This window comes from Streptomyces liliifuscus (genome assembly GCF_016598615.1).
GTDB classification, from domain to species: domain Bacteria; phylum Actinomycetota; class Actinomycetes; order Streptomycetales; family Streptomycetaceae; genus Streptomyces; species Streptomyces liliifuscus.
Genome location: NZ_CP066831.1, coordinates 9,800,820 through 9,827,488, shown reverse-complemented (window position 1 = coordinate 9,827,488; position 26,669 = coordinate 9,800,820). Strand labels below are relative to the sequence as shown.

At 71.6% G+C, this 26,669-nt stretch carries 13 protein-coding genes; 6 read left to right on the top strand and 7 right to left on the bottom strand.

Annotated features, from left to right (window positions below; translation table 11 throughout):
* The first annotated feature begins 242 nt into the window (after nt 1-242).
* From JEQ17_RS42815 to JEQ17_RS42800, 4 genes are all read left to right on the top strand, one after another.
* A complete protein-coding gene (locus tag JEQ17_RS42815) occupies nt 243-4,241 on the top strand; it encodes a non-ribosomal peptide synthetase (RefSeq protein WP_267924816.1) in 3,999 nt (1,332 codons plus the stop codon).
* Nucleotides 4,238-13,687 carry a non-ribosomal peptide synthetase gene (locus JEQ17_RS42810; protein WP_200400293.1) on the top strand — a complete coding sequence of 3,150 codons (9,450 nt, stop codon included), beginning with the start codon at nt 4,238-4,240 and terminating at the stop codon, nt 13,685-13,687. The genes JEQ17_RS42815 and JEQ17_RS42810 overlap by 4 nt, the downstream gene beginning before the upstream one ends.
* 25 nt (nt 13,688-13,712) lie before the next feature.
* Complete coding sequence (locus JEQ17_RS42805; protein ID WP_200400292.1) at nt 13,713-14,585, top strand: TauD/TfdA dioxygenase family protein; 873 nt, start codon at nt 13,713-13,715, stop codon at nt 14,583-14,585.
* Between the two features lie 240 nt (nt 14,586-14,825).
* Complete coding sequence (locus tag JEQ17_RS42800) at nt 14,826-16,223, top strand: MFS transporter (protein WP_200400291.1); 1,398 nt, start codon at nt 14,826-14,828, stop codon at nt 16,221-16,223.
* Nucleotides 16,224-16,277: 54 nt separating this feature from the next.
* Here JEQ17_RS42800 and JEQ17_RS42795 read toward each other — a convergent pair whose 3' ends face one another.
* The 4 genes from JEQ17_RS42795 to lnt form a co-directional block, all read right to left on the bottom strand.
* Nucleotides 16,278-18,203: a helix-turn-helix domain-containing protein gene (locus tag JEQ17_RS42795; protein WP_200400290.1), complete on the bottom strand. Its 1,926-nt coding sequence runs from the start codon at nt 18,201-18,203 to the stop codon at nt 16,278-16,280.
* Nucleotides 18,204-18,261: 58 nt separating this feature from the next.
* Nucleotides 18,262-19,062, bottom strand: a complete 801-nt coding sequence (locus tag JEQ17_RS42790; RefSeq protein WP_200400289.1) for a 3-hydroxybutyrate dehydrogenase — start codon at nt 19,060-19,062, stop codon at nt 18,262-18,264.
* Between the two features lie 60 nt (nt 19,063-19,122).
* Entirely contained in the window at nt 19,123-19,596 is a 474-nt protein-coding gene (locus JEQ17_RS42785) for an NUDIX hydrolase (RefSeq protein ID WP_200400288.1), read from the bottom strand.
* Nucleotides 19,597-19,673: 77 nt separating this feature from the next.
* Nucleotides 19,674-21,287, bottom strand: a complete 1,614-nt coding sequence (gene lnt, locus JEQ17_RS42780) for an apolipoprotein N-acyltransferase (protein WP_200400287.1) — start codon at nt 21,285-21,287, stop codon at nt 19,674-19,676.
* Nucleotides 21,288-21,510: 223 nt separating this feature from the next.
* Between lnt and JEQ17_RS42775 the strand changes: the two genes are divergently transcribed.
* Nucleotides 21,511-22,584: an O-antigen ligase family protein gene (locus JEQ17_RS42775; RefSeq protein ID WP_200402011.1), complete on the top strand. Its 1,074-nt coding sequence runs from the start codon at nt 21,511-21,513 to the stop codon at nt 22,582-22,584.
* Between the two features lie 57 nt (nt 22,585-22,641).
* On the opposite strand, the gene JEQ17_RS42770 is transcribed toward JEQ17_RS42775, so the two are convergent.
* The gene (locus tag JEQ17_RS42770; RefSeq protein WP_200400286.1) at nt 22,642-23,199 is read right to left on the bottom strand and encodes a hypothetical protein; all 558 of its coding nucleotides are present in this window, start codon (nt 23,197-23,199) and stop codon (nt 22,642-22,644) included.
* 95 nt (nt 23,200-23,294) lie between these two features.
* Complete coding sequence (locus tag JEQ17_RS42765) at nt 23,295-24,080, bottom strand: glutamate racemase (protein WP_234048576.1); 786 nt, start codon at nt 24,078-24,080, stop codon at nt 23,295-23,297.
* A 58-nt stretch (nt 24,081-24,138) separates the two neighbouring features.
* On the opposite strand from JEQ17_RS42765, the gene JEQ17_RS42760 reads away from it, so the two are divergent.
* On the top strand, nt 24,139-25,314 hold the full coding sequence (locus JEQ17_RS42760) for a glycosyltransferase (RefSeq protein WP_200400284.1): 1,176 nt from the start codon (nt 24,139-24,141) through the stop codon (nt 25,312-25,314).
* Between the two features lie 34 nt (nt 25,315-25,348).
* On the opposite strand, the gene JEQ17_RS42755 is transcribed toward JEQ17_RS42760, so the two are convergent.
* Nucleotides 25,349-26,644 (bottom strand): TerD family protein, encoded by a 1,296-nt coding sequence (locus JEQ17_RS42755; protein WP_200400283.1) that lies wholly within the window; start codon nt 26,642-26,644, stop codon nt 25,349-25,351.
* Nucleotides 26,645-26,669 lie beyond the last annotated feature (25 nt).

Sequence of the window (26,669 nt, the reverse complement as noted above, 5' to 3'; positions counted from 1 at the left end):
AAGCCCGGTTCGAAATCCTGAACGGCCCGCCGCCCATGCTGTTCGCGCAGTGGCGCAACGAGGAAGTCGACCAGGCCAGGCAGCCGATCACCCCAGCCGCGGCCCGCCGAAGGGCCTGGATCCGCAAGCACTGTTTTCAGTTCGCACTTTGATTGCAACGCACACGTTCCGGACGTCAGTCTGATACTCCGGGAACGCCGGAACCGATTTCCGCCGCGTTCTCTTCTCGTGAAGGGTAATCCGTGTCCTTACCCCGAATCGCAGTCAGTAATCATTCCGGCGAAGAGACAGAATCCGCGCCCTTGTCACTGGCGCAGGAACGCCTTTGGGTCATGGCGCGCATGGACGGAGACGCCAGCGCCGCCTACAACGAGCCGATGCCTTTCGACATCCGGGGACCGCTCGATCGGGACCTGCTCATCACGGCGCTGCAACTGCTCGCGGCCCGCCACGAGGCCCTGCGCACCCGGCTGGTCCCCTCCGAGGGTTCGGCCCTTCAGGTCGTCGATCCGCCGGACACGGGGTTCCCGGTGGCCTTCGAGGATCTGACGGGACTGCCGGACGCGGCCGATCGGTTCACACGCATACGGTCGGAGGTGGAGGGCACCCCGTTCCGCCTGGGCGAGGAGCCCATGGCACGCGGCTGCCTGATAGCGCTCCAACCGGACCATCACGTACTGATCCTGGTCGCACATCACATCATCTTCGACGGCTGGTCCCGCTCCCTGCTGCTGAAAGAGCTGGGCCTGGTGTACTCCGTGCTCCAGCAGGGTCAGGACGTCTCGCTGCCCGAACTGACCTGGCAGTACAGCGATTACACGCGCTGGCAGTGGGAGTGGATGTCGGGAGACGAGCCCGGCTCGCACGCCGACCACTGGACCACCGCACTGGCCGACGCCCCGACCGTGATCTCCCTGCCCACCGACCGGCCGCGCCCACCCGAACAGGACTTCCGTGGCGACCGGTTGCCCGTGACCGTCGACGAGGATCTGACACAGGCCCTGCGTGCCCTGGCTTCTGACAACGATGTCTCCCTCTACGCGACCGTCCTCACCGGCTGGTCCGTACTGCTGTCCCTGCTCTCCGGGCAGGACGACATCGTGGTCGGCGCCCCCACGTCGAACCGCCGACACGGCGAAGTCGAGGGCCTGATCGGCTTCTTCGTCAACACCCTCGCCCTGCGCGCGGACCTCTCCGGCTCACCCAGTGTCAAGGACGCCCTGAAGAGGGTGAACCAGCGGATCCGGGACGCCCTCAAGCACGTCGACCTCCCCTTCGAGCGAGTCGTCGAGCTGGTCAACCCACCGCGGAGCCCCGCCTACACGGCCCTGTTCCAGACCATGTTCGCCTGGGTCCCCTCCATGCGGAAGGAACTCGAACTTCCAGGTCTGGAGGTCGAGTTACGGGAAGACGCCGCCCACACACCCGCGAAGTTCGACCTGGTCCTGGCCCTGGCCGACGAGGGCCGGCACCTCACCGGCGAGCTCGACTACGCGGTGGCGCTCTTCGACCGGACGACGATCGAACGGTATGTACGTCAATTCCTGCGCGTGCTGCGTCTGATGACCGAACAGCCCGATGCCGAGATCGCCGACCTGACACTGCTCGACGAGGACGAGCAGCGGGCACTCCTCGCCACCTTCAGCACAGGGCCCACCGTGACGGACCCGGCATCGGAGGGCGTGCTGGAGCGCTTCGCCGCGCAGGTCCGCCAACGCCCCGGGCAGTGCGCGGTGGTGGCCGACGACACGGAGCTGGACTACGCGACCCTCGACCGCCGGGCCAACCGCCTCGCCCATGCGCTGATCGCCCATGGTGCCGGTCCCGATCGAGTGGTGGGCCTGCACGTCGGACGTACGGCCGAACTCGTCGTCGGCGTGCTCGGCATCCTCAAGTCCGGAGCCGCCTACCTGCCCCTCGACCCCGGCCAGCCCGCTGAGCGGCTCACCGCCATGGTGAGCGACGCCGCACCGGTCCTCGTGCTGACCGACCGGAAGGACAGCGCGGAGGACGACGGACAGCTGTGGAAGCACCTTGCGGAGGTGGAGGCAGAGGGGACGCACGACGAGGCGCCGGCCATCGGCACGGACCTGACTCGGCTCGCCTACGTCATCTACACCTCGGGATCGACGGGCCGCCCCAAGGGCGTGGCGGTGACGCACGGCAGCGTCGTCAATCTCTTCGACCACTGGCGCGAACTCATGGGGGACGCCCCCGGCGAGGCGTCATCGGCCTGGTCGAACATCGGCTTCGACGCGTCGGTGCACGAACTCCTCGTCCCGTTGACCACCGGCGCCGTCCTCCACCTGGTCCCCGACGAACTCCGTACAGACCCTGCGGCACTGCTGGACTGGATGCGCGAACGCAAGGTCACCCAGGCGTTTCTGCCCCCCTCCTACGTCCTGTGGATCGGCGAGGACCCGGCCGCACGCCTGGCCGGATCAAGCCTGCGTCAGCTCCTCACCGGAGTGGAGTCCCTGCCCGAGAGCACCCTGCACCGCATGCGTGAGCTGCTGCCCGGACTGCGCATCTGCTTCGGCTACGGCCCGACCGAGGCCACCCTCTACGCCACCGCCTACACCGACCCACAGCCGTACGAGCGGTCATGCCCCATCGGGCGGCCACTGCGCAACACACGCCTGTACCTGCTCGACGGCCGAATGCGCCCGGTGCCTGTGGGAGTCACCGGAGAGGTCCACCTCGGCGGAGCGAGTCTGGCCCGTGGATATCTGAACCGCCCCGACCTCACCGACGAACTCTTCGTGCCCGACCCGTTCGTCCCCGGTGAACGCCTCTACCGCACAGGTGACTTGGCGCGCTGGCTGCCGGACGGCAACGCCGAGTACGTCGGCCGCCGCGACGACCAGCTCAAGCTGCGCGGCTTCCGCATCGAACCCGGCGAGGTCGAGGCGGCGCTGCTGGCGGTCCCCGGAGTCCGCGAGGCCGTCGTCCTGGCCGATCGCGACACACCCGGTGGCCCCCGTCTGATCGCCGGCGTGGGATGTGACGCCGAGGCCACGCGAATGCCGTACGAGTGGCGTGCGGCTCTCAAGGACCGGCTGCCGGACTACATGATCCCCGCAGTGGTGGCCGAGTTCCCGCGACTGCCGTTGAACCGCAGCGGCAAGGTGGACCGGCCACAGGTGCTGCGCGCCGCGGCGGGAACCCGCGCGGGACCGGTCAACACGGCCGCGCCCCGCGACCATGTGGAGATGGCCCTGTACCGGGTCTGGCGCGGGGTGCTGCTGCACCCGGACATCGGCATCAGTGACAACTTCTTCGAGCTGGGCGGCACTTCGATCTCGGCGATCAAGATGGCGTCCGCCGTCCAGGAGGAACTCGGCGTCGCCCTGCCCGTCCGGAACGTCATGCTGCACCCCACCATCGAGGCGCTCGCCGAGCGGGTGCGCGGCGACGTCGGCGATGCCTCACAGTCCGCCAAACCCGGCAGCCTGGTCGAATTCCGTGCGGGCGGCGGCCGACAGCGCGTGGTGTGTGTGCATCCCGCCGGTGGCACCGCGTTCTGCTATCTGCCACTGTCCGCCGAACTGGCCGACGACATCGGTGTGGTGGGGCTTCAGGCGCCCGGCATCAATCCCGGCGAGTCCACCCTGCCCGGTGTCGAGGCGATGGCCGAGGAATATCTGCGGCTCGTCGGCCCCCGTGCCGACGAGGCACTGGTGCTGTGCGGGCTCTCCTACGGCGGTCTGATCGCGTACGAGATGGGCCGCCGTCTGGTGGCGGCCGGACACGAGAAGGTGAGCGTGGTTCTCCTCGACACCCATGGTGCCCAGGACGAGGAGCAGCGCGCCGCGATCGCGCCGGTCGGCATGGCGGAGTTCCGGGAGAAGCTGGTGCGCTTCAACGGCATGTACCCGGGTATCGACGACGACCAGGTGGCCCGGTACCTGAACGTCTACAACCACCACCGCGAGACGGGGCGCGACTACGTCGTACCTGAATCGCCCGCCCGTGTCGTGCTGTTGCAGGCGACGGCCGTGGAGGACGAGGAAGCGGACGTCGAGGACGCCGCCGCTCGTCTACGCGCGTTCTGGCGGCACCGGGTCGGCGGTGAGTTCGTGGTCGAGCCGGTCGCCTGCGGTCACTGGGACATGTTGGAGAGCGACGAACTGCCCCGCGTCGCCGCCGTCCTCACCGCCGAACTGCACCGGCTGACATCCGCCCCCGGCCAGGGCGAGACGGAGCGCACAGCACACTCAGGCACGTCGGAGGCACGATGAAACCGCGCGTCGAGACGTCCCGCACCGACGTGGCCGAGGACCCGGGCGCCCCGGCCGGGATTGCCCTTGCGATTCACCGCCGAGCCCTTCGCACACCGCACGCCGAGGCGGTCGTCGACGGCGAAGTAAGCCTCGACTACGCGACGTTGAACACGGCAGCCGCGATCGTCGCCCAGGAGCTGGGGCGCCGGGGCGTCACCGCGGGGCAGGCGGTGGCGGTGGCGGTGCCGCGGTCGTGGCGGCTGGTCTGCGTGATGCTGGGCATTCTGCGGCTGGGAGCGCAGGTCGTGCCTCTCGACACCCAGAGCCCCGCCGAACGCCGTCGCTTCATCCTCCGGGACTCCGCCGCGGTCGCCCTGGTGTACGAAACGATCGAGAGCGTCACCGACCTCCCACGGACCGACCTCCCGCAGGACGTGATGGCGCTCGCCGCGGACGCCCTTCTGCCCGAACTTCCGGACGCCGGTGCCGCCGTGGAGGCGCCGTCCGCCCCCGGCGAGGTGTCCTTCCTGTTCTACACCTCCGGAACGACGGGCCGGCCCAAGGGAGTCGAGGTCCGTGACGCGGGGGTCCGGCGACTGGCCCGACCCGGCTACATCCGCGTCGAGCCCGGTCTGCGCTATGCCTGCATGGCCAATCCGGCGTTCGACGCGCTGAGTTTCGAGGTCTGGGTGCCCCTGCTGACCGGTGGCTGCTGCGTGATCCTGCGCGACGGGGACGTACAGACTCCCGAGCGGCTCGCCGCGGCACTGCGGAACGAGCGCGTGGACACCCTCTTCATCACCACCGCGCTGTTCAACGCGATGGTCACGGCTGTGCCGGACTGCTTCGCCTCGGTCGGCGAGGTTCTGGTGGGCGGTGAACAGCTCAACCCCCACGTGATGCGCCGCTGGTACCGGGACAACGCCGACAGCGGCACCCGTCTGTTCAACATCTACGGGCCGACGGAGTCCACCACCTTCGCCCTGTGCCATCCGATCCCGCGCGACTTCGACGGGGACGTGGTGCCGATCGGCCGGCCGCTGCCGCAGACCGGTGCGGTGCTGGTCGTACCGGGCCAGGAGCGGGTCGCCGCGCCCGGTGAGGTCGGCGAACTCCTGTTGAGCGGAGCCGGACTCGCCGTCGGATACCGCAACCTTCCCGAGGAGACCGAGCGGCGTTTCGTGCGGCTGCCGTGGCTCGACGGAGGCGAGGAGCGGTACTACCGCTCCGGTGACCTCGTACGGGCCGACAACGAGGGCCTGGTGGAGTACGTCGGACGAACCGACCGCCAGGTCAAGGTCCGTGGCTTCAGGATCGAGCCCGGCGAGGTGGAGCGGCGGGTTCTGACCCACCCGGCCGTCCAGCGTGCCCATGTGTGCACGCGCCGCGCGAGTCCGGAGGGGCCCAACGAACTGCTGGCGTTCGTCGTCCTCCAACAGGAGCTGTCCTACGAGGAGTTCGACAGCCACCTGGCGGCCCATCTGCCTGCCTACATGCGCCCCCACCAGATCCATCTCGTCGCCGAACTGCCGCTCAACGCCAACGGCAAGGTCGACCAGGCCGCTCTGCTGCGGCGGACCGACCGGCCTTGGCGACCCGCCGCCGCGAAATCCGACGGACCGGCAGCGACGGAGACGGAGCGCCGGGTCGTCGAACTGGCCGAGGAGATACTCGGCACCACCGGCCTCGGGCTCGGCGACCGGTGGATCGCCTGCGGCGGCGACTCCTTGAAGGCGCTCCGGTTCTGCTTCGCCGTACGACAGCGGTGGGGCCGCGAGCTGACTCAGGCGGCGGTCCTCCACGGCGACCTGGCCGCCGTCGCCCGGTTCCTCGGCACGGTCCCTCCCGACGAGGAGAGCCCGTTGCCGACACCAGCGGTCTCCGGTGCCCGCTCGGCGCCCGCCACCAGCGAACAGCAGCGGCTGTGGCTGATGCAGCGCCGCGCCCCGGGCTCCCGGGCCTACTCCGTCAACCAGGCCTTCCGCGTGGACGGGCCCGTCGACACCACTGCCCTGCGGCGAGCGCTGCGCAGTCTGGTGGCACGCCACGAGGCGCTGCGGACGGGCTTCGGCCTCGGGCCGGACGGCTTGGAGCAGACCGTCGGCGAGCCGTACGACCCTTGGCACGAGCCGGGCGCCCCCTGGCACCAGCCGGGCCCTCAGCAGACCTGGGACGAGGAAGAAGCGCACGCCTTCGCCGACACCTTCTTCGCCGAGCCCTTCGACCTCGCCGTCCCCCGTATGCTCCGCGCCTGCTGGCTGCCGCGTGACGGCGGCGGCACGCTCCTGCTGCACCTGCACCACATCGCCGTGGACGGCTGGTCGTTGAGCATCCTGCTGCACGACCTGTCGGCCGCCTACGCCGGAAGCGGGGGGCACGAATCACCCGCTCCGACCCCGCTGGACTTCGCGGACTGGCAGAGCGACCGGTTCGCGAGCACCGCCTACCAAGCGCAGCGCGATGAACTCCTGGCGTTCTACCGGGGGTTGGAGGAGCCGCAGGAGCCGCTGCCTGCCCGGGACGCGGGTCCGGCACCGCGGGCGCGCCTGCTGCACACGTCGCTCGACGCCGTTCGGCGGTCCCAAGTGGACCAGCTGTGCGCCGGGTTCGGACTGACCCGGTTCCAGGTCCTGCTGTGCGTGTTCTCCTGGTGCCTGTACGGCGTGACCGGCCTGGTCCGCCCGCGCGTCGCCGCCCCTGCCGCGGGCCGCCCGGTGCGCGAGTTCGAGAACAGCGTGGGCATGATGGCGAACACCGTGCTGCTGCCCCTGACCGTCGTGCCCGGTGAGGACCTGCGCTCACTCCTCGCCCGCACGAAGAGCGACACAGGGCAGGTGCTGGGACGCCAGGACGTGGCGCTCGCGGACGTCCTGACCGGCTGGGAGGCCGTCGGCGACAGCACACCGTTCGACTTCCTGTTCGTTCTGGAGAACACCGACTTCGGGGCCCTGCGGCTGCCCGGCTGCTCCCACCGCCCCCTGTGGTGGGCGGCACCCGAGGCCAAGTGCCCGATGACGGTCTCCGTGGTCGAGCATGCGGACGGACTCGACGTGCTGTGGGAGTACGCCGAGGACCGGTTCACCGGCGAGGACGTCGAGGCGATGGCGGAACTGTTCCGGCGGGGCGTGGACGCGCTCGCGGCCGGTGGCCGCTCCACCGCTCGTGAACTCGTCGTGCCCTACCGGCGGTCCCTCCCGGAGCACGGGCGCGGGCCCGCTCCCGAACCCGGTTTCACCACGATCGCCGAAGGCTTCGGCCGACAGGTCGCCCGCGCTCCGGACGCCCCCGCCGTGGTCACGGCCGACGGCGACACCCTGAGTTACGCGGCCCTCGACGCCCGTGCCGCGGCCCTCGCCACGGAACTGGCCGACCGCTACCCGATCCCGGCCGACGGCAGCCCCTGCCGGGCGGCCCTGTATCTGGATCCGTCCGTCGAACACGTGGTGGCGCTGCTGGCGCTGGCGCGGCTGAACGTCACCGCCGTCCCTCTCGACCCCTCCTACCCGGCCGACGTGCTGCGCCGCGTCCTGGAACAGATCGACCCGTTGTGCGTCCTGGCCACGCAGGACAGCTCGCCGACGCTGGACACGCTGCTCCCGGACGGTGTGGTGCGCCACCTCGTCGTAGCGGCAGACCCGGCGCCGGATGCGGCGCACGACGGGCACAGGTATGACCGACCCGCGGCCGACGCGCCGACCCACGACGGCACCCGCCCCCTGTACACCCTGTTCACCTCCGGCTCCACCGGCGTCCCCAAGGGCGTGCAGATCAACGACCGCACGCTGTGCGACCTGATCAGGTGGCAGTCCGGTCCCGGCGGCCTGACCGCCCCCGCGGTCACCCAGCAGTTCTCGATGCTGGCCTTCGACGTGTCCTTCCAGGAGATCTTCGGGACACTGTGCACGGGTGGCAGCCTCCAGCTCATACGTCCCGAGTGGCGTCAGGACGCGCCCTCGCTCCTGGACCGGCTGGACTCCGCGGGCATCGAGCGGATCTTCATGCCCTACGTGGCCCTGCAACTGCTCGCCGAGTACGCCGTCCGCCTGAACAGGTATCCCTCCCGGCTGCGCGAAGTGGTCACCGCGGGCGAGCAGTTGGTGTGCACCGACAGCATCCGGCGCTGGTTCGCCGGTCTCCCCGGCGCTCGTCTGTTCAACCACTACGGGCCGACCGAGACACATGTGGTCAGCGCTCTGTGTCTGGAGGGAGATCCTGCGCAATGGCCCGAACGGCCCGCCATCGGAGGCCCGGTGGCCGGCGCCGACCTGCGGGTGGTGGACGCCCAGGGCGACCCGGTCCCGAACGGGTGCACCGGCGAGCTGCTGATCGGCGGCACCATGGCCACCCGCTGCTACCTCGACGAACCCGCGCTCGACGACACCCGATTCGTCGAACTCCCCGGCGCGGGCCTGTTCTACCGCAGCGGTGACCGGGCGTTCTTCGACCGTGAGGGCCTGCTGCACTACGCGGGCCGCGACGACCAGCAGATCAAACTGAGCGGGCACCGGCTCGAACTCGGCTCCGTCGAGGCGGCCCTGCTGCGCCATCCGGCGGTGGTCAACGCGGTCGTCACCCGTGACGGGGACCGGCTGACGGCGGGCCTGGAAGTCCGTGGCGAGGCCCCGTCCGCCGACGACCTGACCGCGCATCTGTCCGCCCTTCTGCCCTCCTACGTACGTGTGGACCGCTTCCGCAGGCTGGACAGACTCCCCCGCACACCCAGCGGCAAGCTGGACCGGCAGGCGGTCCTCCTGGCACCGGGGGAAGAGTTACGTCGTTCCGCGATCGCCCGCACGGGCCTGTCGGCCGAGGAGGAGCGCCTCACCGCTGTCTTCGAGGAGGTCACCGGGTCGACGATCGCACCGGACCAGACCTTCTTCGAGGCGGGTGCCTCCAGTCTGGCCCTGATGCGCTTCCACCTGCGCTGCACCACGGCACTCGGTCTGCGCTTCGGTGTCGCGGACCTCTTCGAGCACGTCACCGTCCGCTCCCTGGCCCGCCATCTCACCGCCGCGCGGTCACTCACCCCATCGGCGGCGAAGCATGACGGGCCCCCCGAACGGACCCCCGCACCAGGGGAGCCGATCGCGGTCGTCGGCATGGCGGTACGGGTGCCCGGCGCCCCGGACCTGGCCGCCTTCTGGGAGCTGGTGGTCTCCGGCGGCACCGGAATCCGCCGTATCGACGCGCCGGAAGGAGTCGTCGGCGCGCACAGCACGCTCGACGGGATGCTCGACTTCGACCCGGGTCACTTCGGCATCAGCCCACAAGAAGCACGTCTGATGGACCCCCAGCAGCGTCATCTGCTGATGGCCGGCGTGCAGGCCCTGGCGCACGCGGGAGTTGCGGACACCTCGGCCACCCGGGTGGGCCTGGTGGCCGGTGCCGGGGAGAACACCTACTTCCAGTCCCTGCTGCGCGAGGCGGACCCCGGCCGACTGCCTGACGGCTTCCAGCTCGCCCTGCACCATGAGAAGGACTTCCTGGCCACCAAGGTGGCGTACCACCTCGGGCTGACCGGCCCCGCCTTCAGCGCCCAGACGGCCTGCTCCAGCTCTCTGGTCGCCGTGCACCTCGCCGCCGGTCTGCTCCGGCAGGGCGAAGCCGACGTGATGCTCGCCGGAGGTGTACTCGTCGACCCCGGGCTGACCGGCGGCTACCGCTACCGGCCGCAGCACATCTTCTCCGCGGACGGTGACTGCCGGCCCTTCAGTGACGACGCCACCGGCACGGTCGGCGCGAGCGGCGTCGGCGTGGTGGTCCTCAAGACGCTGCGGCAGGCACGGCGCGACGGCGACACCGTCCACGCACTCATCACAGGCTCCGCGATCAACAACGACGGTGCGGCGAAGATGAGTTACACCGCGCCGTCCCTGGCCGGACAGCGGGAGGTGATCCGGACCGCCCTGTCCCGCGCCGGACGCACGGGCGCCGACCTCGGCTATGTGGAGGCCCACGGCACCGGCACCCGGTTGGGCGACCCGATCGAAGTGGGGGCGCTGCGGCAGGCGTTCGACGTGAGCGAGTCCGGCCGCTGCGCTCTGAGTTCCGTCAAGAGTCAGCTCGGCCACCTGGGCGCGGCCGCCGGTGTGGTGGGCCTCGTACGCGCGGTCCTCGCGGTGCACCACGGGACGCTTCCGCCCAACCTCAACTTCCGGGCCTTCAACCCGGAGATCGGCCCCGATCCCACTCCCTTCCACGTCCCGACCCGAGCCACGCCCTGGCCCGAGGGGCGTGAACGGGTGGCCGCGGTCAGCAGTTTCGGGATCGGCGGCACCAACGCCCACGTCATCGTGGAGCAGGACACCGCGCCCCAACCGGTGGCAACCCGCGACGTGCCCAAGTGCCTTGTGCTGTCTGCCTCCAGCGCGGACGCCCTGACGGCCGACGCCGCTCGGATCGCCGATTACCTCCAACTGCACCCGGAGCGGCACGAGTTCGTGCTGCGCCATCTCCAGGCCGGTCGGGTCGCTCGCCGTCTGCGGACCGCGGCACCCGTGACGGACGCCGCCTCGGCAGAACACTGGCTGCGCACGGTCGCCACTGGAACGGTGCAACCCGGTAGCGCGGACCCGGACGCCGTAGCGGTCTCCGCGGCCGGTCTCACGGCCCACGACCTCGCCGAGGCCTGGGCCGCCGGACACCCTGTCGACTGGGGGGCGGGATCCGCTCCGGCGCCCTGGGACTTCCCGCCCCCGTCCTTCTCACTCTCGGAGTACGACTTCGACCGACTGCCCGACCCGCGCGAGACCCCTGCCGCCACACCCCGGCGGCTGCCCCGGGAGAACTGGCTGCACCAGCCGCACTGGGTCCGGCTGCGCCGTGCCGCCGCCGCGGACACTGACACCACCGCGCCGACCGGCCACGCCTCCACCGTGGTCGTCGTAGCCTCCGAGAACACTCCGCGGACAGCGCTCGCGCCCTTCGAGGCGGTGGCGTCGAGGGTGATACGGGTGCACCCGGCCGGCGCCTTCGCCCGCAGAGGACCGGACTCCTACGACGTAGACCCCGCCGATCCGGCGTCTGTGCGACGGCTGCTCGACGCGCTGTCCGAGGACGGTGCCCCCGTCTCCAGCGACACGGAGTGGGTGCACGCCCTGCCCCTCGACGTGACAGGGCCGGTCGGTCCCGGCACCCTGGAACACGCCCGTCACGCCTGCTTGGACAGCACGGCGGCCCTGGCCCAGGCGTTGACCGGGCGAAACGGCTCCCCACGTGTGTGGTGGCTGTCGTACGGCGCCCGGCCCGTGACGGGAACGGTGGACAGACCTGAACTGGCGCTGCTCGCCGGGCCGGTCGAGGTCGCCCATCAGGAGTCCGCCCTGAACGGCCATTGGCTCGACCTCCCGGACGGCGACCTCACCCGCTGGGCCGGACACGTGGCCTCGCTCGTCGCCGGAACACGTGAAGCCGGTCATCGCGGTGAACCGGTCCTGCCCCGCCAGCTCGCGCTGCGGCAGGGCTACTGGTGGCGGCCGGGCACGGTACCCGTATCGGAGCCGGCGGGTACGCGGTCCCCCGTACCGGCCGGAGCGGACACCGTCCACCTGGTGCTCGGCGGTACGGGCGGCGTGGGCCGCGCCATCGCCGCCTGGCTACTGGAACACACCCGCGGTCGGGTGCTGTTGCTGTCGCGAGACCCGCGGCTGCCCGAGGAGTTGAACGGATGGGCCGACCGCGTCGGCCTCGTCCCGGCGGACCTCGCGACCATGCCCGTCCACGAAGTGGCGGCTGCCGTCGCCGACCACACGTCCCGGCTGGACGGCGTCGTCCACGCGGCCGGTCTCGGACACGGCGGGCTGCTCGTACGACGTGACGCCACCGCGATGCGCGACGCCGCCGCGGTACGCGAGCGTGGCGCACTCGTCGTCGAGCACCTGATCGGAGCCTTCCGCCCGGAGATCGCGATCTACTGCTCCTCGATGTCCGCCCTGCTCGGCGGTGTCGGCCAGAGCGACTACGCGGCCGGCGCGAGCCTCCTCGACGGCTTCGCCCACCACCGGGCCACCGAGGCGGAGACAACCGTCCGGATCGGCATCGACTGGGACATCTGGAGCGAGACCGGAATGGCGACCCGGGTCCTGGACACGGACAGCCGCCATCAGGCCCACCTCGCGGTCGGCCTGACCGTCGAGGAGGGCAAGGCGGTCTTCGCCCAAGCCCTGGCTCTGCAACTGCCTCAACTCCTCGTGTCCACAACGGACATCGAGGCCTCCCGGGCCTTCTACGCTCCTGCCTGCATTCCTGCCAACGCTCCTGCCGGGATCGCCGATCGGTCCTCGGGCCCCGGACCGACGCACCCGACGGACCCGACGGTCGGAGAGGAGGCAACCTCCTCCGACACCGGCGGTGCCGGGGCGCGAGCGGACGCCATGGCCCGGGTGATCCAGGATCTGCTGGGTGTGGACGAGCTGGACCCCGAGGACTCCCTCTACGACCTGGGCGCCGACTCGCTGACCCTGATCAGCGTGATCGCGCAGATCGAGGACGACTACGGCGTCGAGTTCGACCTGGCCTCGTTCAGTCACCGCGTCAGCCTGACGGAGATCCTGAAACACATCGAGGCGGCTCTCGCCTCCACCGAGCCGACCTCCGGGTCCACCACCGAGTCCTCCGCCGAGTCCAGCGCCGAGGCGGCCGGGAGCACCTCCCGGGTCGTCCTCGACATCTGGCAGGAGGGCACCGGTTCGGCCGTCCTGTGCCTGGTGCACCCGGTGGGTGGAGACATCCAGGCCTACCGCTCCCTGGTGGCGGCCCTCGGACCCGTGCCGACGGTGTGTCTCATCGCCGACCCGGCACTCCGCGACACCGAGATGCCCGCGTGGTCACTGACCGAGCGGGCCCGTCACTACGACGCGGAATTACGTGAGCGCTTCGGCGGACCGGACCACCGGCTTCACCTCGCCGGATGGTCCTACGGCGCCCGTGTCGCGATGGAGATGGCGGGTCTCGCCGAGTCGGCCGGCCGGGCGCTGGACGCGCTCTACCTTCTGGATCCGCCACCGCCCCGGGCGGAGGCGCTGGTCGCCGCCTATGACGAGACCCACCTGGAAAGGGTGTTCGCGGCCGAACTCGGGACCGGAGCCTCCTCGTTGCCGGGCTCGTTGCCGAGGTTGCCGGGTTCGTTGCCGAGCGAGCACGCACAGGCGTACGCCGAGCGGCTGGCCCGCTGCTGCCGCGCCAACTTGCGCAGCCTCGGCGAACATCGCGTACGGCCGCTCGTCTCCGTCCCTACGTATCTGTGGCTGGCCGAACACCCCACGGAGGGCATGCCCACCCCCGCGGACCCTCGGGAATCGGACCGGCAGTGGAACGCCTGCCTGCCTCCGTCCGCCGTGCTCAGGTATCTGCCCACGGACCACTACGGCATCGTCGCGGCACCCCACGTGGACACGGTGGCCGAGGCCATCAGGGCGACGCTCGCGTCCCCGGGTGCCGCTACCCGCGAAGCCGCTGACCTGTAAACCCCACCCCCCTCTGGAGGTTGACATGGAGTCGTACGAACGCGAAGCACTGGAAGCGGTGACCACGCGCCCCGTGTACTCCTATCGCACGCTCACGGTCGAACGGATCACCCCCGTTCTGGGGGCGGAGGTCTCGGGCGTCGACCTGTCGCAGGAGATCCCGGCGGAGCAACTGGAGGAGATCCGGATCGCCTTCCGCGACCACCACGTCCTCGTCTTCCGCGATCAGACGATCACCGCCGAGCACCACAAGCGCTTCGCCGCCGCCTTCGGCGAACCGCGCCCCGTCAATCCGCCGCCGCCCGAGGGCGATCCCTGCATCCTGGAGATCCGCACGACGTCGGCCGCGGCGGACGTGGCGGGCAACGGCTGGCACGCGGACGGCACGGCCGACGCCGAACCGTCACTGGGGTCGATGCTCTACATCACCGAGATACCCGAGCCGGGATGCGGCGGCGACACCCTGTTCGCCAACATGCACCTCGCGTACGGCATGCTCTCACCGGCCATGCGTGGCCTGTTGGACCCGCTGACCGCGATACACGACGGCGCGCAGGCCCTGGCGGGATACACACCGCCCGCGGACTACGTCATCCCCAAGAGCGAACACCCGCTCATCGCCCGGCACCCCGAGACCGACCGCAAACTGCTGTACGTCAACAAGGCCTACACCAGTCGCATCCCGCAGCTCTCCGCCGACGAGAGCCGGGCCCTGCTCGACGTGCTCTTCGACATCATCGCCCGCAGGCCGGTCCTGCACTGCCGCGTCCGCTGGACCCCTGGCACGCTGGTCTTCTGGGACAACCGCTGCGTCCAGCACCACGCGACGTACGACTACTACCCCTACGCCCGCTACGGCCAGCGCGTCGCCATCAACGGCGGCCCCGTCAAGGGCTGATGCCCTGACCAGGTGAGGCGTCGTGCACCGGCCCCGCTCCCGCGCACGACGCCTGACCGCGCTGCCTGAGGTCAACAGCTCGACGGCCCGTACATGAAGGCCCCGACCCTCTCCTCATGGTGGTCGCACGCACTTCTCCGTGCAGAACTATGGTGTCCCACCACATGTGACACTGACCTGCGTCTTCCTACGGTGTGGCGACACGAAAGCGTCCCCGCCAACCGCCTGGAAGTGGTGCCGATGTCCTCCCCCGCAACCGCTCCCCCACCACCCGCCAGCCTCAAGCGCATCGTCGCCGCGAGCCTCATCGGCACCACGATCGAGTGGTACGACTTCTTCCTGTACGGAGCCGCCGCCGCGCTCGTCTTCAACAAGCTGTTCTTCCCGGACTCCGACCCACTCGTCGGCACGTTGCTGTCGTTCCTGACGTACGCGGTGGGGTTCGCCGCGCGGCCGCTCGGGGCGCTCGTCTTCGGGCACTACGGCGACCGGCTCGGGCGCAAGAAGCTGCTGGTCCTGAGTCTGCTGCTGATGGGCGGGGCGACCTTCGCGATCGGGCTGCTGCCCACGCACGCGACCGTCGGCACGGCGGCGCCGGTGCTGCTGACCGTGCTGCGCCTGGTGCAGGGCTTCGCGCTGGGCGGGGAGTGGGGCGGCGCCGTGCTGCTCGTGTCGGAGCACGGGGACGCGCGGCGGCGCGGGTTCTGGGCCTCGTGGCCGCAGACCGGGGCGCCCGCCGGGCAGTTGCTCGCGACGGGCGTGCTGTCGCTGCTGACCGCCGTCCTGTCGGACGCCGCCTTCACCTCATGGGGCTGGCGCATCCCGTTCCTGCTGTCGGGCGTACTGGTGATCGTCGGTTTGTGGATTCGTCTGTCTGTCGATGAATCGCCTGTCTTCAAGGCTGCCCTCGCCCAGGCCGAGGCGCGCAAGGCCACCCAGGGCGGGGCCGCCGAGAAGCTGCCGCTGGTGTCCGTGCTCCGCCACCACTGGCGGGACGTCCTGATCGCCATGGGCGCGCGCATGGCGGAGAACATCAGCTATTACGTGATCACCGCCTTCATCCTCGTGTACGCCACCACCTCGGCCGGTCTGTCCAAGCAGACCGCGCTGAACGCGGTGCTCATCGCCTCGGCCGTGCACTTCGCGGTCATCCCGCTGTGGGGCGCACTGTCCGACCGCGTGGGCCGCCGGCCGGTGTATCTGCTGGGCGCGGCCGGTATCGGTCTGTGGATGTTCCCGTTCTTCTCACTCATCGACACCGGGACCTTCGGGAACCTGATCCTCGCCGTGACCGTGGGCCTGGTCCTGCACGGGGCAATGTACGCACCGCAGGCCGCCTTCTTCTCGGAGATGTTCGCGACCCGCATGCGCTACTCCGGCGCCTCCATCGGCGCGCAGTTCGCGTCGGTCGCCGCGGGCGCGCCCGCACCCCTCATCGCGACCGCGCTCCTTGCGGACTACGACAGCTCCACGCCCATCTCCCTGTACGTGATCGGGGCGGTCGTGCTGACGCTGATCGCGGTGGGCGTGGCGAAGGAGACCCGCCACCGCGACCTCGCGGACGTGGAGGCGGGCGACGGCCCCGAGGCGGACGACACGAAGGAGTCCGCCCGCACCGCGGACGCCCATACCGTCTGAGCCGCCGGCCCCGGACCGACCCCCGTGCGCCCGCGCGTACGGGGGTCCGTGCTGTCAGCGATGCCCCGTGGACGTCAACCGGTGCAGCCGCAGGGCGAGTTGGATCTCCAGTGTGCGGGCCGGGCTCTGCCAGTCGGGGCCCAGCAGGCGGCCCACCCGTTCCAGGCGCTGCGCGACCGTGTTGACGTGGACGTGCAGCTCGTCCTTGGTGCGTGCGGGGCTCATGCCGCAGGCGAAGTACGCGTCGAGGGTGTGCAGGAGGTCGGTGCCGCGCTTCTCGTCGTAGGTGACGACCTGGCCGATGGTGCGCTCGACGAAGCCGGAGATGTCCCTGCTCCCGGCGAGCAGCAGCCCCAGGAACCCGAAGTCCTCCGCGGCGGCGCCGTCTCCGGTACGGCCGAGCAGCCGCAGCGCTTCGAGGCATCGCTGCCCCTCGGTGTAGGCCTCGGCCACGGTGTCAGGGCGGGCGGCGAGGTCCTGGACCGGTGCCGAGGCGCCGACAGTGACCGCCTCGTGCACGGCGGTGCCCAGTTCCTTGGCCGTGCGGCGGGCCAGCTCCGTCGCTGTGTCACCGGGGGTCAGGGGCAGCAGCAGGACGGTGCCGCCGTCGCGTGCGGCGGCCAGTCCGTGCCGGGTGGCAGCGAGATGGGACGCGGCGGACCACAGTCTGCGGCGCGCGGCGGCCTCCTGGTCCGCGTCGGCTGCCGTGGCGTCCAGGCGGGAGGCCAGCACCACGTGGGTGGCGTCGAGGTCGGCGTCCAGCCGGGCCGCGCGCTCGCGCAGCAGCCGGGGATCGCGGTCCCGCGCGTCGAGCAGATCGTCCAGCAGCTCGCCGCGGACGCGCTGTTCGGCCTCGGAGGCCGAGCGCCGGGCGAGCAGCAGGAGCGAGGTGACCATGGCCGCCCGCTCCAGGGTGCGCTGGTCGACGGGGTCGAGTCCCGGATGGCCGCGCAGCACCAGCGCGCCGAGCAGTTCGCCGCCGGCGGTCACGGCCGCGACCCAGTCGTCCCCGTGGCGCACCGCGTGGCCCTCGGCACGGGACGCCTCCAGCGCGTCACCGGGTGCGGTGCTCGCGTCCGCGAACTGCACGCTGCCGTCGAGGATCTCGGACACCGCGGCCGACACGTCGTGGACCCCGCCGCCCCGCAGCACGAGCTCGGCCAGCCGGTCGTGGACGCCGGAGGCCCGCTCGATGACCCCGCTGCGGTCGCGGATGATCTCGTTGGCCCGCTCCAGGTCCGCCAGTGCCTCGCGGGTCTCGGTGAGCAGGTTCGCGGTGTCGATGGCGGCGGCCGCCAGGGCTGCGAACGAGCCGAGCAGTGCGATCTGTTCCCGCTCGAAGACCCGCGCCCGGCGGTCGGCGGCGAACAGGACGCCGATGACGTGCGGCCCGAGCATCAGCGGCACGCCGAGGATCGCCACCAGGCCCTCGTCCCGTACGCCAGTGTCGATGGTCGAGGTGTGCTGGAAGCGGTCGTCCTGGAAGTAGTCGTCGGTGACATAGGGGCGGGCCGTCTGGGCGACGAGTCCGCCGAGGCCCTCCCCCATGCCGAGCCGCAGCTGCTGGAAGCGCGCCGCGACCGATCCCTCGGTGACCCGCATGTACGTGTCGCCCTCGGCCGGGTCGTTGAGGCTCAGATACGCGACGTCCGTGCCCAGCAGGGAGCGGGCGCGCTGCACGATCGCCTGGAGCACGGCGTCGAGGTCGCGCAGCCCCGCCAGGTCGTGGGCCGTCTCGAAGAGCGCGGACAGCTCGGCCTCGCGTCTGCGGCGCCCCTCCATCTCCGAGCGCACGCGCAGCGCGAGGAGCTTGGCGCGCTCCAGAGCGGCGATCCGGTCGGGCGGCAGCCCGTCCGCGCGGGCGAGCAGCACCGGCTGCTCGTACGCGTCGGCGGACGCGCCCCGGGCCAGTAGCTCCAGGAACGGCGCCTCGGCGCTCGCCCCGGAGCGCTCGGCGGACTGCAAATGATCGCGAGACATGTGCACCAGGATTACCCGTCGCACCGACAGCCTGACCAGCCCTGTGGACAACTCGTGCTCAGTGCGCGGTCCAACCACCGTCGAGGACAAGTGAGGTTCCGGTGACGAAGGACGCGGCCGGTCCGCACAGGTACGCCACGGCCTCGGCGACCTCGTCCGGTTCGATGAGGCGCTTGACCGCGCTGTCCTGCAAAAGGATCTCGCCGAGCACCCGCTCCTCGGGTATCCCGTGGGCGGCGGCCTGGTCGGCGAGCTGCTTCTCGACCAGTGGGGTGCGCACATAGGCGGGGTTCACACAGTTCGAGGTGACGCCATGGGGGGCGCCCTCCAGGGCCGCGGTCTTGGAGAGTCCCTCCAGACCGTGTTTCGCCGCCACATACGCCGACTTGAAGGGGGAGGCGCGGAGCCCGTGTACGGACGACACATTGACGATGCGGCCCCAGCCCTGCCCGTACATGTGCGGGAGTGCTCCGCGGATCAGCCGGAACGGGGCCTCCAGCATCACGGTCAGCACGGTGTGGAAGGTGTCGGGCGGGAACTCCTCGATGGGGCGCACCAGCTGGAGCCCGGCGTTGTTGACGAGGATGTCGGTGCCGGCCGCGGCGGACTCGGCGGCGTCCAGGTCGGTGAGGTCGAGGACGTGCGGTTCGACCGTGCCCGCGAGGCCGCGGGCCTGTTCGGTGAGGGTGCCCAGTCCAGCGGCGTCCCGGTCGACCGCCCGCACCTTGGCCCCGGCCGCGGCGAGCCGCAGTGCGCACGCGCGGCCGATGCCACCCGCGGCGCCGGTGACGAGGGCCGTACGGCCGCCGAGGTCGAGGGACGGGGCGTGGGTGCCTGCGAGGGCGCTGGGCGCGGTCATGCCCCGACCCTAGGCAGCGGCCACGCCCCTACCGATGTGGGTGCAACCCACACTTCGCGCTCAGGTCATGGGGTCGAACCACGTGGGCTCGTCGGACAGCGCCTGCTTGATCCGGAACAGTCCGTGCTCGGTCAGCTCCGGCAGCGCGTCCACGTCGAACCAGCCGACCTCCAGCGACTCGTCGTCGTTGACACGGGCCTCGCCGCCGACGGCCCGGCAGCGGATGGTGATGTCCATGAACTGGCAGATGTCGCCGTTCGGGTACGTGGTCGGCGTCAGTGCCTGTACGAGCACGACACGCTCGGCGACACACCGGACGCCCGTCTCCTCGTACACCTCCCGCACGGCACAGGCGGCGGGCTGCTCCCCCGGGTCCGTCATTCCGGCGATGACGGCCCACTTGCCGGTGTCGGCCCGGCGCCCCAGCAACACTCTGCCGTCGTCGTCGAAGACGACGGCGGTGACTCCGGGGAGCCAGAGCAGTTGTTGGCCGGCGGTGGCCCGGATCGTACGGATGAAGTCAGGAGTAGCCATGGGCCGACCCTAACCGCCCGGTTTCGTCGGCTCGGCGCATTCAGGACGCGTACGAGCAGCGCACCACCGGCGTACGGCTACGCGTCACCGGCGCGTCGTCCGCGCACCGCGGCCGTCACGGCCCAGCCGAGGCCGCCGGCCGCGATCAGCACCAGGACCATCTCCGGCGCGATTCCGACCCGTGTGGCAGGTGTCTCGGAGGAGCGCAGCGGCACCTTCTGGACGAGGGAGTCCGCAACGAACATGCCGGTCCGTTGGGTGATCCTCCCGTCCGGCATGATCACGGCGCTGACGCCGCTGGTCACCGGGACGGTGACGGTGCGGCTGTGCTCGACGGCGCGGATCCGGGACATCGCGAGCTGCTGGTAGGTCATCTCGCTGCGGTCGAACGTGGCGTTGTTGCTCGGCACGGAGATCATCTGTGCGCCATGGGTGACGGTGTCGCGCACGGCCCAGTCGAAGGCCGCTTCGTAGCAGGTCGCGAGGCCGACCCGGGTGCCCGCCATGGTGAACACGCCCGGCTCGGTGCCGCGGCTGAAGTCCTGGCGGACCATGGAGGTCCAGTTGTCGTTGATGGCTCCGATGAGCGACCGCATGGGGAGGTACTCGCCGAACGGCTGGACCTGCCGCTTGTCGTAGGTGGCGCCGGGGCCCTTCCGCGGGTCCCAGAGGATCTGCTCGTTGTAGAGCTTGCCGTTCTTCTCGACGACGCCGCCGACCGAGATGGGCGCGCCGATCGCCCTTGCCGCCTTGTCGATCACGGCGTAGGCGTCGGGGTTGCGGAACGGGTCGATGTCGGAGGAGTTCTCCGGCCACAGCACGAAGTCGGGCTGGGCGACCTTGCCCGCCTTGATCTGCGCGGCCAGGCGCTCGGTCTCCCGGGCGTGGTAATCGAGGACGGCGCGCCGCTGGGAGTTGAAGTCGAGGCCCGCGCGCGGAACGTTGCCCTGGATGACGGCGACGGTCGCCGTGCCGTTCTCGGCCTTGTCGCTGACCAGGGGCCGCGCGGCGAAGGCGCCGAGCACGGGGAGGAGGAAGCTGAGCAGAGCCACCGCGGCGGCCCCGCGTCGTACGGCACGGGTGCGCCGCGTCTCGACGGCCAGGCGGACGATCTCGTACAGGCCGAAGCCGCACAGGACGACGGCGAAGCCGAGCACCGGGGTGCCGCCCAGCGCGGCGAGCGGCAGGAAGACGCCGTCCGCCTGACCGAAGGCGATCTTGCCCCAGGGGAAGCCGCCGAACGGGGCACGCGCGCGTGCCGCCTCACCGGCGATCCACAGGGCGGCGGCCCACAGGGGCCAGCCGGGCAGCTTCGACACGACCGCGATGCCGGCGCCGACGAGCGCGACGTACACCGCCTCGATGACGACCAGCGCGATCCACGGCCCGGGCCCGACCTCCACTCCGGTCCACACGAGCAGGGGCAGCAGGAAACCGAGGCCGAAGAGGTAGCCGAGCCCGAGGCCCGCCTTCCAGGTGCGGCCGCGCAGCAACCAGCCGAAGAGCGCGAAGGCCGGCAGGGCCAGCCACCACAGAGTGCGCGGCGGGAAGCTGACGTAGAGCAGCACTCCGGAGAGTGCCGCGGTGGCGGCCGGAGCGAGCCGCCGCATCAGCCGGACCACGCGCGAAACGGGCCGGGCCTGCGGTTCGAGCTGCTCCGGCTCGTCCACGGAGGTTGCTGTGACGGTCACCCCCGGAGTGTACGGCGGGTGGTCACGGAGCCGACAGCGCGGCCCTGGTCACGTGCCCGGGCACTCCCCTCCCACCTGCTGCATCGTTTCTGCGCAACTCGTCCACAAACCGGCGCATCACCCGTTACGGTGTGCCGGAGCCTCTGACGTACGGGCCGTGGCAGGCCGGCCGGGCGGTCGGGGCCCTTCACAGGCCGGGGGCGACGGGGTGGGGTCCACAGGAATGGCGTCGGCGGCCGGTCCGGCGTCGGCGCACGAGAGACGCAGCGCGTCGGACGCGACGGGCGTGGTCGTGCTGGGGGCCTGCGCGGCCTGGTCCCTGATCACGGCCGCGGCACACGGCGGGCGTCCCGAAGGCGTACTCCTGGCGGTGCTCGCCGTCGCCGCCGGTTACGCCTCGGGGCGGATCTGCGGAGAGCTTCTGCCGGTCGCCGCGCCCTGTGCGGGCGCGCTCGCCGGGCTCGGTCTGGCGGTGGCCTCCCCGCACACCACCCAGGGGCCCCAGGTGATCTCGCCGCTCGGGCAGACCGGCGCCACCGCCGCGCTGCTGGCCCTCTCCGCGGGGTCCGCGTGCTGCGCGGCCTGGGCTGCCCGTCCGCCGGGACTGCGGCTGGTGTTCCGTCTGCTGGCCGCCGGTATCGCGGGGACCGCCGCAGTCCTGGGGTCGACGTCGGGCTTCGCGGCCTGTCTGGCCGTGCTGCTGTGCTCCCTGGCCGCCGACCGTATGCGACGCCGTGGCCTGGGGCTCGGCGGCCTCGCGCTGGCCGCTGTCATGGTGACCGGGGCGACCTGGGCCGTCGCTGAGAACGTGCTGCCGGACGGTCTCACCACGTCTCTTGAGGGACAGCTCACCCCGCATCGCGTGCTGCTGTGGCAGGACGCGCTCGACATGGCCGGCCGGGAGCCGGGGCTGGGCGTGGGGCCGGGCCGGTTCTCGGAACTGAGCCCGACCGTCACGCAGACGCTGCTGCCCGACGGCAAACCCCACTCGGCGCCCTTCCAGCAGGCGGCCGAACAGGGCGTGGTCGGCGTGGCCCTGCTGGCGGCGGTGTTCTGCTGGGTTCTGTACGCCCTGTGGCGGTCGCCGCGCCCGACGCCGGTCGTGCTCACGGCGGGTGCGGCCCTGACGGCGCTGGCCGCGATCGCCGCGGTCGGCAACGCGCTGAGCTTCACCACGGTCACGGCGGGCGCGGGCCTCCTCGCGGGCCTGGCCACGGCACGCCCCATGCTCGAAGAGGCGCCGCAGAACGCGATGGGGCCCGGTGGACGCGCCCGAAAGGACCCGCTGTCCCCGTGAGGAACCCGGGACGCCGAACCCCTTTCCGCAGTCGGCGGGGCGGGATCCGTTCCGCGATCAGCGGGTGGTGCCCGAGGCGGCCGCCTTCAGCCGACGACGGATGTCCCGTACGGCCGCTTCCGCGTTGTCGACCGTGATCGTGAACGTGTGGCCGTCGCCGAGCCGGAGCACCAGGCCCTCACCGCGGCGGACGACGACGGCGGTCCCCTGCTCGGGCCGCCAGCGGTAGCCCCAGCCGCCCCACTGGCGGGGCGTCACCCGGGGCGCGAAGTCGGCGCCGATGATGTGCGACAGCGGGATGCGGCGGCGCGGGAGGCCCATGTGGCCGCAGCGCACCTCCAGGCAGTCCTTGTCGACCTTCACGGCGACGTGCACGAAGGCGAGCGTGCCGAAGAGCACCAGGAGTCCCGCGGCGATGCAGCCGACCACGGACATGACGAGGGGGGCGATGCCGGACGTCCATGTGGAGTCGACGGCAAGCTCGATACCGAGCGCCAGACAGGCGGCTCCACCGCTCGCGAGCAGCCACTGCACACGATTGGAGGCGCGGCCGTGCCAGACCTCGGGGTGCGGGGCGTCGGCAGCGCCCGATTCGCCGTGGGGGTGGTCCCTCATGCCAGAGAGCGTACTCAGGTTCCGCAGTGCGGGCACCAGGTTGCGGGCTGTTACTGCTCCGGGTGGACGCCAGGTGTCCGCTTCGTGGCGGAGGCTCAGCGGGCGGGGCTCATCGCCTGCAGCAGACGGCCCTCGTCGTACGTCAACGCGGTCTCGGTCAGCGTCCCCTCGCGTCCGCCGAGCAGCACGGTGAGGCTGCCGTGCGCGGGAGCGTCCGGGGCCGGGTGCTCGCCGATCCGGCGCAGCGCCTGGGCGGCCACCGCGCCCGCGGAGCCGTGCAGGACGAGCGGGGCGAGGCCGGGCCGCTGCACGGCCGCGCGGATCCGCTCGGCGACCAGTTCGTAATGGGTGCAGCCCAGGACGACGGCCCTTACATCGTCGGGGGTACGTGCCGCGGCGGCGGCGATCGCGGCGTCGATGCCCGCCCGGTCCGCGTGCTCCACGGCGTCGGCCAGTCCGGGGCAGGGGACTTCGGTGACGCTCACACCGTCGGCGAACTCCCGGATGAGGCCGCGCTGGTAGGGGCTGCCGGTGGTGGCGGGCGTCGCCCAGATCGCGACGGGTCCGCCGCCCGCGGCGGCCGGCTTGATCGCGGGGACCGTGCCGATGACGGGCACCCCCGGCTCAAGGCGGGCGCGCAGCGCGGGCAGGGCGCGCACGGAGGCGGTGTTGCAGGCGACGATCAGGGCGTCGGGCCGGTACGCGGCGGCCGCCTCGGCGACGGCGAGGGCGCGGGCGGTCACGTCCTCGGGTGTGCGGGGTCCCCACGGCATGCTGCCCGGGTCCGAGGAGAGAACGAGCTCCGCGTCGGGCCGCAGACGACGTACCGCGGTGGCCGCCGCGAGCAGTCCGATTCCGGAGTCCATGAGCGCGATCTTCACCCGGTCACCATAGACGATCCGCCTCGACGGGCCGCCGGGGTGGGGCAGACTGCGACGGGTGAGCGCCCTTGTGTGGACCGCCGTCGGATCACTCGCCGCCTGGCTGTGGCTGCTCCTGGGCCAGGGCTTCTTCTGGCGTACGGACATGCGGTTGCCGCCGCGCCGGGAGCCGGACGGCTGGCCGTCCGTGTGTGTCGTCGTACCGGCACGGGACGAGGCCGCCGTGCTGCCGGACAGCCTGCCCTCGCTCCTCGCGCAGGACTATCCGGGGCGGGCCGAGATCTTCCTCGTGGACGACGGCAGTTCGGACGGCACCGGGGAGCTGGCCCGTGAACTGGCGCGGCTGCACGGCGGGCTGCCGCTCACCGTCGACTCGCCCGGGGAGCCGCCCGCGGGCTGGACCGGCAAGCTCTGGGCCGTACATCACGGCATCGGTCTGGCACGCGCGCGTGCACCCGAATATCTGCTGCTGACGGACGCCGACATCGCGCACGCGCCGGACAGCCTGCGGGAGTTGGTGGCCGCGGCCGAGGCCGGGGACTTCGATCTCGTGTCCCAGATGGCCCGGCTGCGGGTGGAGAGTGTCTGGGAGCGGCTCGTGGTGCCGGCGTTCGTGTACTTCTTCGCTCAGCTGTATCCGTTCCGGTGGATCGCCGTGAAGGGGTCGCGGACCGCGGCGGCGGCGGGCGGTTGTGTCCTGCTGCGCACCGAGGCCGCCGACCGGGCACGGATCCCGGACGCCGTCCGGCACGCGGTGATCGACGACGTCGCGGTGGCCAGGGCGGTGAAGGGCTCCGGAGGGCACATCTGGCTGGGGCTCGCGGAACGCGTCGACAGCGTGCGCCCCTACCCGCGGCTGCACGATCTGTGGCGGATGGTCTCGCGCAGCGCGTACGCCCAGCTGCGGCACAACCCGTTGGTGCTGGCCGGGACGGTGGCCGGTCTCGCGGTGGTGTATCTGGTGCCGCCCGTGGCGCTGTTCGCTGGCCTCGCGGCCGGCAGCGCCGGTGCCGCGGTGGCGGGCGGGCTCGCGTGGCTGGTGATGACCGTGACGTATCTGCCGATGCTCCGGTACTACCGCCAGCCGCTGTGGCTCGCCCCGTCGCTCCCGGTCACCGCGTTCCTGTACCTCCTCATGACGGTGGATTCCGCGGTGCAGCACTACAGGGGGCGCGGTGCGGCCTGGAAGGGCCGCACCTACACCCGTCCCGACGCGGCGCCCGAGCAGCCCTGAGCGAGCACGTCCGGCGCCGACGGGCTCCTGCCGGTCACTTCCTGCCGGGCGTCCAGTTCATGCCCCACCCGTACGCGTAGTCGACGGTGCGCTGTGGGCTCACTCCGCGATCGGGGACGAGGAAGCGGGCCTCGCGCTGGACGACGAGGTCGCTGCCGGTGTTGGTGATGAGGGCGAGCGCGCACACCGTCGAGGGGACCGTGCACTCGCCGAGCGAGAAGTCGACGGGCGCGCCGTGCAGCGGCTGCAGGGTCACCGTCGCGTCCAGGTCCGCGAAGGAACGCGCCCCTTCGTAGATGGTCACGAAGATGAGGACGCGGCGGAAGTGCTGTGTGTGGTCGAGGTTGATGCTGAGGTTCTCGCCGCTCGTCGAGGCCCCGGTGCGGTCGTCGCCGTCGAGATGGATGAACGGCGGCTGATGCAGTGCTCCGAAGGCGTTGCCCAGGGCCTGGACGACACCCTTGCTCCCGTCGGAGAGCTCGTACAGGGCGCACAGGTCGAGGTCGAGGTCCGCGTGCATGGCGACGGCCCGGCCCAGCTTGGCCTGCCACCCCGAGAACTGCTTGCGCACCTGCCAGTTGAGGTTCACCCGCATCACGCCGGAGGTGCCGCCCTGCTTGGTCAGCGAGACGGACGGGGCCTCCTTGGTGAGCGTGACCTTGGTCAGGCGTACCGGAGCCGTGGGCGGGGCGGGCGGTGTCGGCGGGGCGGGCGGCGGTGTCACCGGCGCGGCCGTGACCGGCGGGACGGTGACCGGCCGCGCCACGGGGGCGGGCGGGGCCACGGGAGCGGGCGCCGCCTGCTGCGGTTCGTCCACCGAGATCCCGAAGTCCGTGGCAAGGCCTACGAGGCCGCTGCTGTAGCCCTGTCCGACGGCGCGGAACTTCCAGGCGCCCTGGCGGCGGTAGAACTCCCCGAGCACGAAGGCCGTCTCGACGCTCGCGCCCTCGCTGTCGAAGCGCGCGATCTCCGTCCCCTGCTGTGCGTCCACGACCCGGATGTAGAGGCCGGGCACCTGCCCGAACGTGCCGCCGTCCGAGGACGCGGCGAGCACCACCGTCTCGATCCCGGGCTCCACGCGCGCGAGGTCGACGAACAGGGTGTCGTTCACCTGGCCGCCGGCACTCTGCTTGCCCTCGTGGCGCACCGCGCCGGAGGAGTGGGCCGGCTGGTTGTAGAAGACGAAGTCCCCGTCGGAGCGGACCTTCCCGGAAGCCAGCAACAGGGCCGAGGCGTCGGCGTCGGGCACGCCCGGGCCCGCCTGCCATCCCAGCTCGACTCGCAGTCCCGTCGTCGGCACCGGAACGTTCGATCCCTTAGGCATTGACATGTCCGCCCCCATCGGGTGTCTCCGC

Excerpts from the sequence above, each read along its gene's own strand:
- JEQ17_RS42810 (WP_200400293.1), top strand. The coding sequence starts at position 4,238 with ATGAAACCGCGCGTCGAGACGTCCCGCACCGACGTGGCCGAGGACCCG.
- JEQ17_RS42805 (WP_200400292.1), top strand. The coding sequence starts at position 13,713 with ATGGAGTCGTACGAACGCGAAGCACTGGAAGCGGTGACCACGCGCCCC.
- JEQ17_RS42800 (WP_200400291.1), top strand. The coding sequence starts at position 14,826 with ATGTCCTCCCCCGCAACCGCTCCCCCACCACCCGCCAGCCTCAAGCGC.
- JEQ17_RS42795 (WP_200400290.1), bottom strand. The coding sequence starts at position 18,203 with ATGTCTCGCGATCATTTGCAGTCCGCCGAGCGCTCCGGGGCGAGCGCC.
- JEQ17_RS42790 (WP_200400289.1), bottom strand. The coding sequence starts at position 19,062 with ATGACCGCGCCCAGCGCCCTCGCAGGCACCCACGCCCCGTCCCTCGAC.
- JEQ17_RS42785 (WP_200400288.1), bottom strand. The coding sequence starts at position 19,596 with ATGGCTACTCCTGACTTCATCCGTACGATCCGGGCCACCGCCGGCCAA.
- JEQ17_RS42775 (WP_200402011.1), top strand. The coding sequence starts at position 21,511 with ATGGCGTCGGCGGCCGGTCCGGCGTCGGCGCACGAGAGACGCAGCGCG.
- JEQ17_RS42770 (WP_200400286.1), bottom strand. The coding sequence starts at position 23,199 with ATGAGGGACCACCCCCACGGCGAATCGGGCGCTGCCGACGCCCCGCAC.
- JEQ17_RS42755 (WP_200400283.1), bottom strand. The coding sequence starts at position 26,644 with ATGTCAATGCCTAAGGGATCGAACGTTCCGGTGCCGACGACGGGACTG.